The sequence below is a fragment of the Pseudomonas sp. D5(2026) genome (assembly GCF_057766845.1).
In genome coordinates this window covers 1649007-1664510 of sequence record NZ_CM173421.1, presented here as the reverse complement: position 1 = coordinate 1664510, position 15504 = coordinate 1649007, and the positions used below count along the sequence as shown (strand labels likewise).

15 protein-coding genes are annotated in these 15504 nt (G+C 62.6%); 9 read left to right on the top strand and 6 right to left on the bottom strand.

The window, feature by feature from the left end; all coding sequences use genetic code 11:
* The first annotated feature begins 106 nt into the window (after positions 1-106).
* The 6 genes from AC3B5Q_RS07805 (at position 107) to AC3B5Q_RS07780 (ending at position 7084) form a co-directional block, all read left to right on the top strand.
* A complete protein-coding gene (locus AC3B5Q_RS07805) occupies positions 107-1000 on the top strand; it encodes a 2-hydroxy-3-oxopropionate reductase (protein ID WP_021783005.1) in 894 nt (297 codons plus the stop codon).
* A gap of 235 nt (positions 1001-1235) precedes the next feature.
* Positions 1236-2510 carry a glycerate kinase type-2 family protein gene (locus AC3B5Q_RS07800; protein ID WP_021783004.1) on the top strand — a complete coding sequence of 425 codons (1275 nt, stop codon included), beginning with the start codon at positions 1236-1238 and terminating at the stop codon, positions 2508-2510.
* On the top strand, positions 2507-3922 hold the full coding sequence (pyk, locus tag AC3B5Q_RS07795; protein WP_103462235.1) for a pyruvate kinase: 1416 nt from the start codon (positions 2507-2509) through the stop codon (positions 3920-3922). Before AC3B5Q_RS07800 ends, pyk begins: the two co-directional genes overlap by 4 nt.
* 206 nt (positions 3923-4128) lie before the next feature.
* On the top strand, positions 4129-5001 hold the full coding sequence (locus tag AC3B5Q_RS07790; RefSeq protein WP_103462234.1) for an urea transporter: 873 nt from the start codon (positions 4129-4131) through the stop codon (positions 4999-5001).
* 45 nt (positions 5002-5046) lie between these two features.
* Positions 5047-5868, top strand: coding sequence for an ion transporter (locus AC3B5Q_RS07785; RefSeq protein WP_135192522.1), 822 nt, complete (start codon positions 5047-5049; stop codon positions 5866-5868).
* Positions 5869-6085: 217 nt separating this feature from the next.
* Positions 6086-7084, top strand: a complete 999-nt coding sequence (locus tag AC3B5Q_RS07780) for a sulfate ABC transporter substrate-binding protein (protein ID WP_103444723.1) — start codon at positions 6086-6088, stop codon at positions 7082-7084.
* A gap of 13 nt (positions 7085-7097) precedes the next feature.
* On the opposite strand, the gene AC3B5Q_RS07775 is transcribed toward AC3B5Q_RS07780, so the two are convergent.
* Together AC3B5Q_RS07775 and AC3B5Q_RS07770 are read right to left on the bottom strand one after the other, a co-directional pair.
* Positions 7098-8024, bottom strand: coding sequence for a class I SAM-dependent methyltransferase (locus AC3B5Q_RS07775; protein ID WP_374755432.1), 927 nt, complete (start codon positions 8022-8024; stop codon positions 7098-7100).
* A gap of 31 nt (positions 8025-8055) precedes the next feature.
* Entirely contained in the window at positions 8056-8979 is a 924-nt protein-coding gene (locus AC3B5Q_RS07770; protein ID WP_103462232.1) for a DMT family transporter, read from the bottom strand.
* Between the two features lie 133 nt (positions 8980-9112).
* Between AC3B5Q_RS07770 and AC3B5Q_RS07765 the strand changes: the two genes are divergently transcribed.
* The 3 genes from AC3B5Q_RS07765 (at position 9113) to AC3B5Q_RS07755 (ending at position 12324) form a co-directional block, all read left to right on the top strand.
* A complete protein-coding gene (locus AC3B5Q_RS07765; RefSeq protein ID WP_003254357.1) occupies positions 9113-9550 on the top strand; it encodes an Lrp/AsnC family transcriptional regulator in 438 nt (145 codons plus the stop codon).
* 496 nt (positions 9551-10046) lie between these two features.
* Positions 10047-11579 (top strand): NCS1 family nucleobase:cation symporter-1, encoded by a 1533-nt coding sequence (locus AC3B5Q_RS07760; protein ID WP_103462231.1) that lies wholly within the window; start codon positions 10047-10049, stop codon positions 11577-11579.
* Positions 11580-11595: 16 nt separating this feature from the next.
* Positions 11596-12324, top strand: coding sequence for an aspartate/glutamate racemase family protein (locus tag AC3B5Q_RS07755; protein WP_021782996.1), 729 nt, complete (start codon positions 11596-11598; stop codon positions 12322-12324).
* 112 nt (positions 12325-12436) lie between these two features.
* Here AC3B5Q_RS07755 and AC3B5Q_RS07750 read toward each other — a convergent pair whose 3' ends face one another.
* The 4 genes from AC3B5Q_RS07750 to AC3B5Q_RS07735 form a co-directional block, all read right to left on the bottom strand.
* Complete coding sequence (locus AC3B5Q_RS07750) at positions 12437-13633, bottom strand: D-amino acid dehydrogenase (RefSeq protein WP_103469879.1); 1197 nt, start codon at positions 13631-13633, stop codon at positions 12437-12439.
* Between the two features lie 44 nt (positions 13634-13677).
* On the bottom strand, positions 13678-14340 hold the full coding sequence (locus tag AC3B5Q_RS07745) for a histidine phosphatase family protein (RefSeq protein ID WP_338444725.1): 663 nt from the start codon (positions 14338-14340) through the stop codon (positions 13678-13680).
* Between the two features lie 234 nt (positions 14341-14574).
* On the bottom strand, positions 14575-14913 hold the full coding sequence (locus tag AC3B5Q_RS07740; RefSeq protein ID WP_003254365.1) for an FKBP-type peptidyl-prolyl cis-trans isomerase: 339 nt from the start codon (positions 14911-14913) through the stop codon (positions 14575-14577).
* 126 nt (positions 14914-15039) lie between these two features.
* Positions 15040-15447 carry a GFA family protein gene (locus AC3B5Q_RS07735; RefSeq protein WP_004577113.1) on the bottom strand — a complete coding sequence of 136 codons (408 nt, stop codon included), beginning with the start codon at positions 15445-15447 and terminating at the stop codon, positions 15040-15042.
* Positions 15448-15504 lie beyond the last annotated feature (57 nt).

The following is a 15504-nucleotide window of genomic DNA, read 5'->3' as shown; positions in this document are numbered from 1 at the left end:
CTGCCGCTTTCGCGGGTAAACCCGCTCCCACAGAATTCTGTGTCCAACAACGGGCCTGTGCAGCCTGCTCCATCGAGATTCAACAAATACAACGAGGTAATCTCTCATGGCTAAAATCGGTTTCATCGGCACCGGCATCATGGGCAAGCCCATGGCCCAGAACCTGCAGAAGGCAGGTCACAGCCTGTTCATTTCCACCCACCACGATGCCGCGCCAGCCGACCTGATCGCTGCCGGTGCAGTGGCCCTGGCCAACCCGAAAGAAGTTGCCCAGGAAGCCGAATTCATCATCGTCATGGTCCCCGACACCCCGCAGGTCGAAAGCGTCCTGTTCGGTGAAAACGGCGTGGCCGAAGGCGTTGGCCCGAACAAGGTGGTGATCGACATGAGCTCGATCTCGCCAACCGCCACCAAAGCCTTCGCCGAGAAGATCAAGGCTACCGGTGCCGCCTACCTGGACGCTCCTGTATCCGGTGGTGAAGTCGGTGCCAAGGCTGCGACCCTGAGCATCATGGTCGGTGGCTGCCCGAACGCCTTCGAGCGCACCCTGCCGCTGTTCGAAGCCATGGGCAAGAACATCACCCGCGTCGGTGGCAACGGTGACGGCCAGACCGCCAAGGTCGCCAACCAGATCATTGTCGCCCTGAACATCCAGGCCGTCAGCGAAGCATTGCTGTTCGCCGCCAAGAACGGTGCAGACCCGGCCAAGGTGCGTGAAGCACTGATGGGCGGCTTCGCCTCGTCGAAAATCCTCGAAGTGCACGCCGAGCGCATGATCAAGGGCACCTTCGACCCAGGCTTCCGCATCAACCTGCACCAGAAGGACCTGAACCTGGCCCTGCAAGGCGCCAAGGAACTGGGCATCAACCTGCCCAATACCTCCAATGCCCAGCAAGTGTTCAACACCTGCCAGGCCCTGGGCGGCGGCAACTGGGACCACTCGGCGCTGATCAAAGGCCTGGAGCACATGGCCAACTTCTCGATCCGCGGCGATAAATAAGTCGTTTTTAGCCTTCACTGGCCTCTTCGCGGGTAAACCCGCTCCTACAAAGACCGCACAATCGCTCAAAGCTGTGCATGGAGCGGGCTTGCCCGCGAAGAAGCCAACGCCGTTGAACCTGCGACCACAGGCCCAATGGTGGCATCGAGCAACACCCGCCCCTGGTTCGGCCTGCACGGAGGCAGTTCCAGGGGCGTTTTTGATTCTGTAGAACAACAATAATTGGGAGCCTGCCATGTCGGTCGATCCGCAAAAACTTCTCCGCGAGCTGTTCGACACAGCCATCGCCGCCGCCCACCCCCGTCAAGTCCTCGAACCCTACCTGCCCGCCGATCGCAGCGGTCGGGTTATCGTCATCGGCGCCGGCAAGGCCGCAGCCGCCATGGCCGAAGTGGTCGAGAAAAGCTGGCAGGGCGAAGTCTCCGGCCTGGTCGTGACCCGTTACGGCCACGGCGCCAACTGCCAGAAGATCGAGGTGGTCGAAGCTGCCCACCCGGTCCCGGATGCTGCCGGCCTGGCTGTGGCCAAGCGCGTGCTGGAACTGGTCAGCAACCTCAACGAAGACGACCGCGTCATCTTCCTGCTGTCTGGCGGTGGCTCGGCGCTGCTGGCCCTGCCTGCCGAAGGCCTGACCTTGGCCGACAAGCAGCAGATCAACAAGGCGCTGCTGAAATCCGGTGCCACCATCGGCGAGATGAACTGCGTGCGCAAGCACCTCTCGGCGATCAAGGGCGGGCGCCTGGCCAAGGCCTGCTGGCCGGCCACGGTCTACACCTATGCCATTTCCGATGTACCGGGCGACCTCGCTACGGTAATCGCCTCCGGCCCCACAGTGGCCGACCCGAGCACCTCGGCCGACGCCCTGGCCATCCTCAAACGCTACAACATCGAAGCGCCCAAAGCGGTCATCGACTGGCTGAACAACCCGGCCTCGGAAACCGTCAAGGCCGACGACCCGGCCTTGGCCCGCAGCCACTTCCAGTTGATCGCCAAACCCCAGCAGTCGCTCGAAGCCGCCGCCGTCAAAGCCCGTCAGGCCGGTTTCAGCCCGCTGATCCTCGGCGACCTCGAAGGCGAATCGCGCGAAGTGGCCAAGGTGCATGCCGGTATCGCCCGACAAATCGTTCAGCACGGCCAGCCGCTCAAGGCGCCCTGCGTGATCCTGTCGGGTGGCGAAACCACCGTGACCGTACGCGGCAATGGCCGTGGCGGGCGCAACGCCGAGTTCCTGCTCAGCCTCACCGAAAGCCTGAAAGGCCTGCCGGGCGTATACGCCCTGGCCGGTGACACCGACGGCATCGATGGCTCGGAAGATAACGCCGGTGCCTTCATGACCCCTGCCAGCTACGACCGCGCCGAAGCGTTGGGCCTGTCGGCCAGCGACGAATTGGACAACAACAACGGCTACGGCTACTTCGCCGCGCTGGATGCGCTGATCGTCACCGAACCGACTCGCACCAACGTCAACGACTTCCGCGCCATCCTGATCCTCGAGACTGCCCAATCATGACGCCAGATAAAAAAGTAAAGATCCTCGCCACCCTTGGCCCTGCGATCAACGGCATCGACGATATCCGCCAGCTGGTCGAAGCCGGGGTGAACATCTTCCGCCTCAACTTCAGCCATGGCGAGCATGCCGACCACGCCCTGCGCTACCAGTGGATCCGCGAAGTCGAGCAGCAACTGAACTACCCGCTGGGTATCCTCATGGACCTGCAAGGGCCGAAGCTGCGCGTTGGCCGCTTTGCCGAAGGCAAAGTGCAGCTGCAACGCGGCCAGGCCCTGCGCCTGGACCTGGACAAGACCCCGGGCGACAGCCGCCGGGTCAACCTGCCGCACCCCGAAATCATCGCCGCCCTTGAGCCCGGCATGGACCTGCTGCTGGACGACGGCAAGCTGCGCCTGCGCGTTACCGCCAAGCACAGCGACGCCATCGACACCGAGGTGCTGAACGGTGGCGAGCTTTCCGACCGCAAGGGCGTCAACGTACCGCAAGCGGTGCTCGACCTCTCCCCGCTCACCGAAAAAGACCGCCGCGACCTGGCCTTTGGCCTGGAGCTGGGTGTGGACTGGGTAGCCCTGTCGTTCGTTCAGCGCCCTGAAGACATCGTTGAAGCGCGGCAGCTGATTGGCGACCGCGCCTACCTGATGGCCAAGATCGAGAAGCCATCGGCAGTCGAACAGCTGCAAGCCATCGCCGAACTGGCAGACGCGATCATGGTGGCCCGTGGTGACCTGGGCGTGGAAGTGCCGGCCGAAAGCGTGCCGCAGATCCAGAAGCGCATCATCGGTACCTGCCGCCAGCTGGGCAAGCCGGTTGTGGTGGCCACGCAGATGCTCGAGTCGATGCGTTTCTCGCCAGCGCCAACCCGTGCCGAAGTCACCGACGTGGCAAACGCGGTAGCCGAAGGTGCCGATGCAGTAATGCTGTCGGCCGAAACCGCCTCGGGTGACTACCCGCTCGAAGCCGTGCAGATGATGAGCAAGATCATCCGCCAGGTTGAGAACGGCCCGGACTACCAGGCCCAGCTCGACGTCGGCCGGCCAAAGGCCGAGGCGACCGTGTCGGATGCCATCAGCTGCGCCATCCGCCGTATCAGCGGCATCCTGCCGGTGGCAGTGCTGGTCAACTACAGCGAGTCGGGCGCATCGACCCTGCGCGCGGCACGTGAGCGGCCACGGGCACCGATCCTCAACCTGACGCCGAACCTGAACACCGCGCGCCGCCTCAGCGTGGCCTGGGGCGTGCATTCGGTGGTCAACGACCGCCTGCGTCAAGTCGACGAGGTGGTTTCCACCGCCCTGGAGATTGCCCAGGCGCAAGGCATGGCCAGCCGTGGCGACACGCTGCTGATCACGGCCGGTGTACCTTTCGGCAAGCCGGGATCGACTAATACGCTGCGGATCGAGACTTTGATCTGAGATTGCCGGGGGCGCGTTGCGTCCCTTTCGCGACACAAGGCCGTTTCCACAGGGCGGCGCTGGCACAAGGGAATGCGATCCCTGTGGAAGCGGCCTTGTATCGCGATTGGAGGGCAAAGCGCTCTCCGAATACCGAACTACCCGACCGCGGAAAATCGAGGCTCAAAGAGGCCCACCGCTCCCCCATCAACCTCACTGACTGCCCCATGTACACCAAAAATTTCGTCAACCCGTGCCCCGACTGGGCCACGGCGCTACTCAACGGCTTCAGCCAGGTGCTGCTGCTGCGCAACCCCCTGTGCGGCCTTTGCTGCCTGCTGGCCATCCTGCTGACGGCGCCCAACCTGGTCGGCGGCGCGCTGCTTGGCGCCCTGGCCGGCCTGCTCACCGCCCAGGCACGCGGCTATGACCGTGCCGACCGCCAAGCGGGGCTGTACTGCTACAACGGCGTGCTGATCGGCATCCTGATCAGCGCGGTGCTGCCTTGGTCGGCGATCCTGCCGCCACTGATCATCGCCGCCGGCGGCCTGTCCAGCATCATCACCCACCAGTGGCGCAAGCGTGGCGGCAAGTTGCTGATTGCCTACACCTCCCCTTTCGTATTGCTGGGCTGGGCCACACTGCTGGTCGCCAGCCCCTCGCCCAGCGGCTTCGTCGAAGCCGACCCGCTGTATGCGTTGGCCCGCGGCGTGGGCCAGATCTTCCTGCTCGACCAGCCCTTGGCCGGGTTGCTGATCATCGTCGGCATGTTCATCGCCAACCCCTATGCGGCGTTGTGGGCGGTGATCGGTTCGGCCATTGGTGGCGGCGTGGCCCTGCTCGCCGATCATGCACAGGCCGCATGGTTAGGCCTTTGCGGCTTCAACGCCGCGCTGGCAGCCTTGGCGTTTAGCCGCCAGGGCGAAAAACCATGGGTGACGTTGCTGGCAGTAGCCCTGGCCCTGCTGCTGCAACCGCTGTTCAAGCTGTTGCCGCTGCCTGCCCTGACCGCCCCCTTCGTTGCCGCCTGTTGGCTGATGCACTTGGGCAGCTACCTGGCACAACCCAGGCAGCGCAACGCCAGCCGCTTGCACAGCTGAAACGCAACCCCTAGGCTCAGCCCATCGCTTTTGTGGAACGAGCCAATGAACAACCCAGCGAGTCTGCGCGAGCGGCTCTTCGTCATCGTTTTCCAGACCGACACCGTAGCCGGTCGCCGCTTCGACAAGATCCTGCTACTGATCATCCTGGCCAGCCTGGTCACGGTGATCCTCGACAGCATCGACGAAGTACACCAAGGCTACGCCGGCCTGCTGGCTGGCATCGAGTGGGGCTTTACCGCGATATTCCTGGCCGAATACATCACCCGCCTGTACTGCTCGCCCAAGCCGCTGCGCTATGCCTTCAGTTTCTATGGCCTGGTCGATTTACTGGCGGTCGTGCCGGGGATCCTCGCGCTGTACTACAGCGACGCCCAGTACCTGTTGATCATTCGTGTGATACGGATGCTGCGGATCTTCCGTGTACTCAAGCTCAGCCCGTACCTCAAGCAGGCTCATTACCTGATGGAGGCGCTGCGCGGCAGCAAACAAAAGATCATCGTGTTCCTGGTGACGGTATCGACGCTGGTGACCGTGTTCGGCACGCTGATGTACGTGATCGAAGGGCCTGAGCATGGCTTTACCAGCATCCCCAAAGGCATCTACTGGGCCATCGTTACCCTGACCACCGTGGGCTTTGGCGACATCGTGCCGAAGACTCCGCTGGGGCAGGTGCTGTCGTCGCTGGTGATGATCACCGGTTATTCGATCATTGCCGTGCCGACCGGTATCTTCACGGCAGAGCTGGCCAATGCCATGCGCGGGGAGCAGTTGCAGCATGATTGCCCGACCTGCCACAAGAAGACCCACGAGCATGGGGCGGCGTTCTGTTGTCGCTGTGGGAATGGGTTGTTTCCCAAGCAATGACGGTGCCTGTACAGGCCCTTTCGCGGGCGCGCCCGCTCCCACAGGATCACCACAGGCCCGAGCATTACACCGTACCTGTGGGAGCGGGCATGCCCGCGAAGAGGCCGGTACGGGCAGAAGCATAACCAAAGCATTTTTTGTTCTTTAACCCGTATAAAGCCACCCGCTATAGTCGCTGGCAATCTGCCCCAACACCCTTCAAGTACAAGGAAGCATCGTGAAAAAGCTCTTCACCGCCTCGCTGCTCGCCGCAGGCCTGGCCTTGGGTAACCTCGCCCAGGCCGCCCCCACCCTGCTCAACGTTTCCTACGACGTGATGCGCGACTTCTACAAGGACTACAACCCGGCCTTCCAGAAACACTGGGAAGCCGAGCACAACGAGAAGGTCAACGTGCAGATGTCCTTCGGCGGCTCGAGCAAGCAGGCGCGTGCGGTGATCGATGGCCTGCCGGCCGATGTCATCACCATGAACATGGCCACCGACATCAACGCCCTGGCAGACAAGGGCAAGCTGGTGCCCGACAACTGGGTAACCCGCCTGCCGAACAACAGCGCGCCATTCACCTCGGCCACGGTGTTCATCGTGCGCAAGGGCAACCCAAAAGCCCTGAAAGACTGGCCCGACCTGCTCAAGGACGGTGTGCAGGTGATCGTGCCCAACCCGAAAACCTCGGGTAATGGCCGCTATACCTACCTGTCGGCCTGGGGCTACGTACTCAAGCAAGGCGGCGATGAAAGCAAAGCCCGCGACTTCGTCGGCAAGCTGTTCAAGCAGGCACCCGTGCTGGACACCGGTGGCCGTGCCGCCACCACCACGTTCATGACCAACCAGATCGGTGACGTACTGGTCACCTTCGAGAACGAAGCCGAGATGATCGCCCGCGAGTTTGGCCGCGACCAGTTCGAAGTGGTCTACCCAAGCGTATCGGCCGAAGCCGAGCCTCCGGTGACGGTGGTCGACAAGGTGGTGGCCAGGAAGGGGACCCAGGCCGTGGCCGAGGAATACCTGAAGTACCTGTGGTCACCAGCAGCCCAGGAGATCGCCGCCAACAACTACCTGCGCCCGCGTGATGCAACGGTACTGGCCAAGTACACCGACCGCTTCCCGAAAGTGGACTTCCTGTCGGTGGAGAAAACCTTCGGTGACTGGCGTACCGTGCAGAAGACCCACTTCAATGATGGTGGGGTGTTTGACCAGATCTATACCGGTCAGTAACGCACAAGCAACATCAAACCCGGCGGAACACCAAGGCCTTCAGCCCCCCCGCCGGGTCAACGTCCGGAAACTCCGGCGGGTTTTCCAGACGCTCGACATAAGCCAGCGAAGGCGCCTGCGCTGCCATGCCTTCGATCAGAAACTCAGGCCCGATCCCCGGGTCGTTGACGCACGCCAGCACCGTCCCTCCCGCATTCAACAACTCCGGCAAACGCCGCAGGATCTTTGCGTAATCCTGGGTCAGCACAAAGCTGCCACGCTGGAAGGTAGGCGGGTCGATGATGATCAGGTCATAAGGCCCGTACTTGCGCACCTTGCCCCACGACTTGAACAGTTCATGCCCCAGGTACGCCACCCGTGATGCATCGTGGCCATTGAGGCGGTGATTGTCCCGGCCTCGCGACAGGGCCGATTTGGCCATGTCCAGGTTCACCACCTGCTCGGCACCACCGGCAATCGCTGCCACGGAAAAGCCGCAGGTATAGGCGAACAGGTTGAGCACGCGCTTGCCCGCCGCCTGCTCGCGCACCCAGCGGCGGCCATAGCGCATGTCGAGGAACAGGCCATTGTTTTGCCGCACGCCCAAGTCCAGCAGGTAGGTCAGGCCGTCCTCGATCACTTCGCGTTGCTGGCACGGCTCGCCCAGCAGCCACTGGCCCGGGCTGTCGGGCAGGTAGCGGTGCTGGATGATGACAGCCTGACCGGTCCACTGCGGGCGCTCGGCCAAGCTGCGCAGCATGGTTTCCAGTTCGGCCAGCTGGCCCTCGGCCGGCTCACGGAACAAGGCGACCGACAGCACGCCCTGCAGCCAGTCGACGGTGACCTGCTCCAGGCCCGGCCAGCAGCGGCCGCGACCGTGAAACAGGCGGCGGGTTTCCTGTGGGGCAGGGTCGAGGGCGGCAAGCAGGTGTTGCTCAAGGGTGTCGATGGGCGAGGTCATGGCGGATCGCAGGCTGGCAAAAAGCGGCATTCTACCTTGCGGGCCTCTTCGCGGGTAAACCCGCGCCTACAGGATGCCGCGCCGAGCGGAACCACCACCCCTGTTGCATGCCCGCCGCCGCCAGCAGGATCAACCCCACCCCCAGCCACTGCAGCGGCGCCAGGCGGTGCCCGAACGCCACCCAGTCCACCAGAATTGCCGCAATCGGGTAAATGAACGACAGCGCACCGGTCAACGCCGTGGGCAAACGCTGGATGGCGCTGTACAACAGCACATACATCAGGCCGGTGTGCACCATCCCCAGTGTCAACAAGCTGGCCAACGCCGGCATTTCAACCGGCAACCCGCCAAGCGTGACCCATGGCGCCAGCAGCAATACACCCGTGGTTACCTGAATCAGCGCTATCAGATGCGGGGGCGTGCCACTCAGGCGCTTGATGATCAACGCCGCGATTGCATACAGGAATGCCGCCCCCAGCGCCAGGGCAACCCCCAGCAGATAGTCCTCGCCATTACTTTGCCCAGCGCCATGGGCACTGACGATGGCCAGCATGCCTAGGAACGCCACACTCAGCCAGGTCACCTTGGCCAAGGTGATCTTTTCGCCCAGAAACAGCGCCGCCAGCCCCACCAGAATGAATGGCTGCACGTTGTAAACCGCCGTGCCGATGGCAATCGACGCCCGCGCGTACGAGGCAAACAAAAGCAGCCAGTTGCCGACAATGGCCACCCCACTGGCAATCGCCAGCAAAAATGCCGTGCGGCTGATTACACCTGGGCGCAGAAAGCCAAACGCGGCGCAAATCGCCAGCAAGGTCACGGCACCGAACACGCAGCGCCAGAACACCACATCCAGCACCGGCTGGCCGGACACCAGCACGAACCAGCCAATGGTCCCGGAAATCAGCATGGCGGCGACCATCTCCAGCGAGCCACGGCGCAATGAACTGTCCATCTCAAACCTCCCTTTGATAATGGCAACAGTATGCAAAGGCTGCAGGCTGGCCATCCAGCGGATAACCAAGGCATATTCGTGGGTCTGCCTTTACTATCAAGGCAAATAACACGAATTACCTGATGAGGTGAGCATGACCGATGCCATTGACCAATTATTGATCAACGCACTGATGGAGGACTCGCGCCGCTCGCTCAAGGCGCTGGCGCAGGTCAGCGGGCTGTCCGCACCCAGCGTCAGCGAGCGCCTGCGCCGGCTCGAAGAGCGCGGCGTGCTGCGCGGCTACACCGTGGAGGTCGACCCGCGCGCCTTTGGCTACCAGTTGCAGGCGATCGTGCGCATCCGTCCGCTACCGGGGAAGCTGCAAGAAGTGGAGCGCCAGATCATTGCCATCCCTGAGTTCACCGAATGCGACAAGGTCATTGGCGAAGACTGCTTCGTCGCCCGACTGCATGTGCGCTCGATGGAGCAGCTGGACACGCTGCTCGACCTCATGAATGTGCTGGCTGAGACCAATACCGCGATCATCAAGAAGACCCCGGTCAAGCGGCGGTTGCCGCCAATGGATTGATTGGCCCCTGTACTGGCCTCCTCGCAGGCGTGCCCGCGAAGAGGCCAGTACAGGAAAAGCTGACTATTTTTTGTACACAAAAACGTAACCATAGGTGCCATTTTTGTGTGCACTTTCTTCAGTGGCGCCCCAATTCGTTACACACTTTCCACCCGTTATTTTGACCAAATGATCAACTAATCAATCTTTCAAAAAATATAACTTGTTCATTTGGTCAACTTATATTCTCTGTATTTCATTAACTTACCTTTGAACAAGATAAGTTCGAAATGATCACCTATTGAAACCTGCGCTTCCCTTGGCATGGAACTCGCTTTTGTGTGTTCGTGTTTTGTATACAACTTAAACAAAACATAGATACACAAGAATCCGCGACGCCGACCCAATGTCGGCCGCCGCGCCCATAACCCTGTGATGCCAACGCTGCACCGACGAGATGGCGAGCCCGTGCGCATGCCCGCTCATCGCAGTCCATGTGCATCAGGAGCCCGCCGGAATGAGTAGCAGCCTCGACCTTGCCCCTGAACAATCCGTCGCCAGCACACACCCGAGTTCCAAGCTTGCCGGTCACCAGCCGGACCTTGTTCTCAGCCCGCGCCTGCATAACCGCGACCTGGCGCCAACCCGGATGGAAGGCCGTCGCTGGGGCGGCTACAGCATCTTCGCGCTATGGACAAACGATGTGCACAATATCGCCAACTATTCGTTCGCCATGGGCTTGTTCGCCCTCGGCCTGGGTGGCTGGCAAATTCTGTTGTCGCTGGCCATCGGCGCGGCACTGGTGTACTTCTTCATGAACCTGTCGGGTTACATGGGTCAAAAAACCGGGGTGCCGTTTCCAGTCATCAGCCGCATTGCCTTCGGCATCCACGGCGCGCAGATACCGGCGCTGATCCGTGCCGTCATCGCCATCGCCTGGTTCGGCATCCAGACCTACCTGGCATCGGTGGTGCTGCGGGTGCTGCTCACCGCCGTGTGGCCGCAACTGGCAGCCTACGACCACGACAGCATCCTCGGCCTGTCGAGCCTGGGCTGGGTGTGTTTCGTGTCGATCTGGCTGGTACAACTGGTGATCCTGGCCTACGGCATGGAGATGGTGCGCCGTTACGAGGCCTTTGCCGGGCCGGTGATCCTGCTGACCGTCGCCGCCCTGGCGGTGTTCATGTACTTCAAGGCCGACGCGCGCATTGCCTGGTCGGTGGCTACCCCGCTGACCGGCTACGAGATGTGGCGCAACATCTTTGCCGGCGGCGCACTGTGGCTGGCGATCTACGGCACCCTGGTGCTGAACTTCTGTGACTTCGCCCGCTCCTCGCCTTGCCGCAAGACCATCCGCGTCGGCAACTTCTGGGGCCTGCCGGTGAACATCCTGGTGTTCGCCGTGATCACCGTGGTGCTGTGCGGCGCGCAGTTCCAGATCAACGGCCACATCATCGACAGCCCGACGCAGATCGTCGCCGCCATACCCAGCACGCCATTCCTGGTGCTCGGCTGCCTGGCCTTCCTGATCGTCACCGTGGCGGTGAACATCATGGCCAACTTCGTCGCCCCGGCCTTCGTACTCAGCAACCTGGCGCCGCGCCACCTGAACTTCCGCCGTGCCGGGCTGATCAGTGCCACCCTGGCGGTGCTGATCCTGCCGTGGAACCTGTACAACAGCCCGCTGGTGATCGTGTACTTCCTGTCGGGCCTGGGCGCCCTGCTCGGCCCGCTGTACGGCGTGATCATGTCCGACTACTGGTTGCTGCGCAAAGGCTGCATCAACGTGCCAGAGCTGTATACCGAGCACCCGGCCGGTGCCTATCACTACAGCAAGGGCATCAACCTGCGCGCCGTGGCCGCCTTCGTGCCGGCCGCACTGCTGGCCATCGTGCTGGCCCTGGTGCCCAACTTCCAGGGTATCGCGCCGTTCTCCTGGCTGATCGGTGCCGGCATCGCCGCCGCCCTGTACCTGCTGATCGCGCCACGTAACCGCCACTACCACGACGTCAGCGGCGAGTGCATCGCCGTCGACCACAGCGGCCATTAATCAAGGAGGACTGCCCATGCGTATTCTGATCGCCAACGTCAACACCACCGAAGCCATTACCCACGCCATTGCCGAACAGGCCCGTGCGGTGGCCGCACCCGGTACCGAGATCGTCGGCCTCACGCCCTGGTTCGGCGCCGAATCGGTGGAGGGCAACTTCGAGAGCTACCTGGCGGCCATCGCGGTGATGGACCGGGTCCTGGCCTTTGAAGGGCCCTACGATGCCGTGATCCAGGCCGGTTATGGCGAACATGGCCGCGAAGGCCTGCAGGAACTGCTCAACGTGCCTGTGGTGGACATTACCGACGCCGCCGCCAGCACGGCAATGTACCTGGGCCACGCCTATTCCGTAGTAACCACGCTGGACCGCACCGTGCCACTGATCGAGGACCGCCTGAAGCTCTCGGGCCTGTATGACCGCTGTGCCTCGGTGCGAGCCAGCGGGCTGGCGGTGCTGGAACTGGAAGCCGACCCGCTGCGGGCCGTGGAGGCGATTGTCGGGCAGGCCGAACGCGCCGTGCGTGACGACAAGGCCGAGGTGATCTGCCTGGGTTGTGGCGGCATGGCCGGGCTGGACGAGCAGATTCGCCAACGCACCGGCGTGCCGGTGGTGGATGGTGTGAGTGCAGCGGTGACCATTGCCGAATCGCTGGTGCGCATGGGTTTGAGCACGTCCAAAGTGCGCACCTATGCGACGCCACGGACGAAGAAAGTGGTGGGCTGGCCGATGCGCTTCGGCCGCTAGACAGCCTTCGCCTGTACCGGCCTCTTCGCGGCTAAAGCCGCTACAGGACCACCACAAGCCTGAATACCGTGGGGTCCCTGTGGGAGCGGGCGTGCCCGCGAAGAGGCCGTAACTAACAACCCATCATCTTGACCAGGCGCTGCGCACTGCCGCACGCCAATGTAAACCCCAATGCGCCATGCCCCAGGTTCAGCCACAGGTTGCGGTACACCGTCCCACCCATGATCGGCACCCCGGTCGGTGTCGCCGGCCGCATCCCCGCCCACTCCACCGCCTGGCCATAATCCGCCGCCCTTGGCAACGTCTCCAGCGCCAGCCGCCGCATGCTCTGCAAACGGCGCATGTCCACCGACTCATCGAACCCGACAATGTCCACCATCGCCGCTACCCGCAGCTGCTGCCCCAGGCGTGCATAGACGATCTTGCGCTCATAGTCGGTAAGGCTCACCTCAGGGGGCAGGTGCCCGGCGCTGATCGGCGCGGTCAGGCTGTAGCCCTTCAGCGGGTAAACCGGTATCTGCACTCCCGGTAATGCCAAGCCTGGGCCGCGATGCCCGGCACACAGCACCAACTGCTCCACGTCCAGTTGCTGATCGCCCAGTTGCAGTGCCACGACCTGGCCCTGGCGCTGAACCAATTGCGTCACCGGCCGGCCAAGCAGGAAACGGCACTGCCCCGACGCGCGCAACAGCGCCTCCAGCCGCAAGCAAAACAAGTGGCAATCGCCAACCTCTTCGCCTGCCGTGAACACACCGCCCACAAACGGTACGCCATCCAGGGCAGGCTCCAGCCCGCGCAGCTCGGCAGCCGCCAGCACCTGCTGACTGGTCGGGTCCGTCAACTGTTCCCGGCCTTGAGCAAAGGCCCGTTCACTGCGAAATGCCACCAGCTTGCCATTGCGCCGCCAGGCAAAATCCCCCAGGTTCTGCTCCTTGCGCCATTGCGCCAGAACGGCCTGACTGTAAAGCGCCAGCTCAAGTAATTGCCCGGCATTACGGCGATTGACGCTACGCCGGCAAGCCAGGGTGAATGCCAGCAGCCAGCGCCACTGGGCCGGGTCCATGCGCAAGCGCAACCGCAATGGCGACTCGCCCTGCAACAGCCAGCCCAGCGCCTGCCACGGCACTCCGGCATCAGCCAGCGGCGCCACGTAGCGATAAGACAATTGTCCGCCATTGGCAAAGCTGGTGGCCGACGCCAGGTTGTCGCGGGCCTCGATCAGATCAACCGATCGCCCCTCCCGAACCAGCGCGTAAGCCGTTGCCAGGCCCACCACTCCGCCACCGATTACCGTTACCCGCTGTTTCATCGCCCTTCCCTGTTCCGGCTTCCTTGCCAAACAGTACCAGCGGATCAGGTCGGGCAGCTATGCGCACCGTCATTCAGGCCCTGGCGCACATTACGGCTCAGCAGGCTGGCTTTGCCGTTTTGCCAGGTCAGGGTCAGTACATAGAGCGTGTCGAAGTCTTCGCCGCTCCAGTCCTCGGTGACCACCCGCTCCTCCCCCAAGGCCTTGCCGGCCACGGTGTTGATCAGTTCCGGCAGGTAGCCGTGGGACCAGGCAGTGTAGATGGTCGCATTGCGGTACTTGTCGCTCAGCAACTCATCGGCCAGTTCAGCAGTGTCGTTGGCGCCGTAGTCGATATTCACCGGCAAGCCGAGGCGGATGGCACTGGGGGTGATGGTCATCAATGGGCGGATGTAGCTGTAGCTTTCGTCCCGGCTGCCTTCCTCGACATGCCGTGTGGGGTTGGCGGCAAACACGTAGTCGGCCTTGCCGAAGCGCTCGGGCAGTACACTGGCCAGGTCCAGCGCACGGTTGAGGCCCTGGCAGTTCAACTGCCCGAGCCCCTCGCCCGGCTTCTCGCCATGACGCAGAAACACCAGGGTCTGGGTGCCATCCACCGGTCGTGCCCGGCTTTCGACAGCCTCCAGCGCCAACGGTACGGCGATGGCTGTGAGCAACAGACTCAGCAGCAAGTGACGGCGACGGCGGAAGAATGTTGGCAACTTCATCAAGGCAGGCTCGTGTGGCAGAGAAAATCGGGTTTACCCGCCACATCACCCGGCCAATTGCAGGGCGCCCGTGTAGTGAATGCCATCCCTGGCAACGCGTCAGGGTCAGAGTGCCCCGAACCCGTTTGGTTCCTCCCTGGAGGTGGATGCCGTTCCCTAGGCAAGGCCTAGATTAGGGGCTGGGTGTTGCGCAATTGTGTAAGGTGCAAGAACCTCGGGTTGCAACGTGCCCACTCAATCATCCCGCGTGAGCACTTCCAGCAGTTCGATCTCGAAGGTCAGGTCCGAATTTGGCGGGATCGCCCCTACGCTGCGTTCGCCATAGCCCAGGTGCGCCGGTACCAGCAGCTTGCGCTTGCCGCCAACGCGCATGCCCATCAGGCCTTGGTCCCAGCCTTTGATTACCCTGCCAGTGCCGATCACGCACTGGAACGGCTTACCGCGCGACCATGACGAGTCGAACTCGCTGCCATCGGCCAGCCAGCCGGTGTACTGAGTGGTGATCAGGGCGCCTTTGACGGCGGCTTTGCCGTCACCCTCGACCAGGTCGATGATCTGCAGTTCTTGGCTCACGGGTACACTCCAACGCTGAAAAACAAAACCGCCCTTTTCTCAGGAATGCACCGGTTTGGCAAGTTCACGCAGAATTGTACGGAGGCATTCGCCAACGGAATGCCCCCGTACAGACATGGCGTTGAATCAGCTGTTCTGCTCGAACACCTCTTGGCCGGACAGCTCCTTGGTCTGATTGGCGAAGCAGTACCACGCGGGTTTCTCTTCGACGAAGATCTGCAGGTCGAAATCCCAGGCTTGGTCGCCATCGAGTAGGCCGACCGGCACGGCATGGAAGTCGTTGGCCTTGAGCCGGTAGTACAGGTGCGTACCACAGCGGCCACAGAAAGCACGCTGGGCCCAGTCGGACGAATCATAGACGCTCGGCGCACGCCCCTCGATCAGCGGAGGCTTGCTGCAGTGGACCACCAGCAGCGGGCCGCCGGTCCACTTGCGGCACATGCTGCAATGACAAGCGCTGATATGGGTATTGTCGACGGTGACCGTCAGCCGCGTGTCGCCGCACAGGCAGGTGCCGTGTTTTTCCAGGGCCATGGGTGGCTCCTTGAACGGAAAGATGGGCCTGCAATTATAGAAGCCCCCCAGGGCATC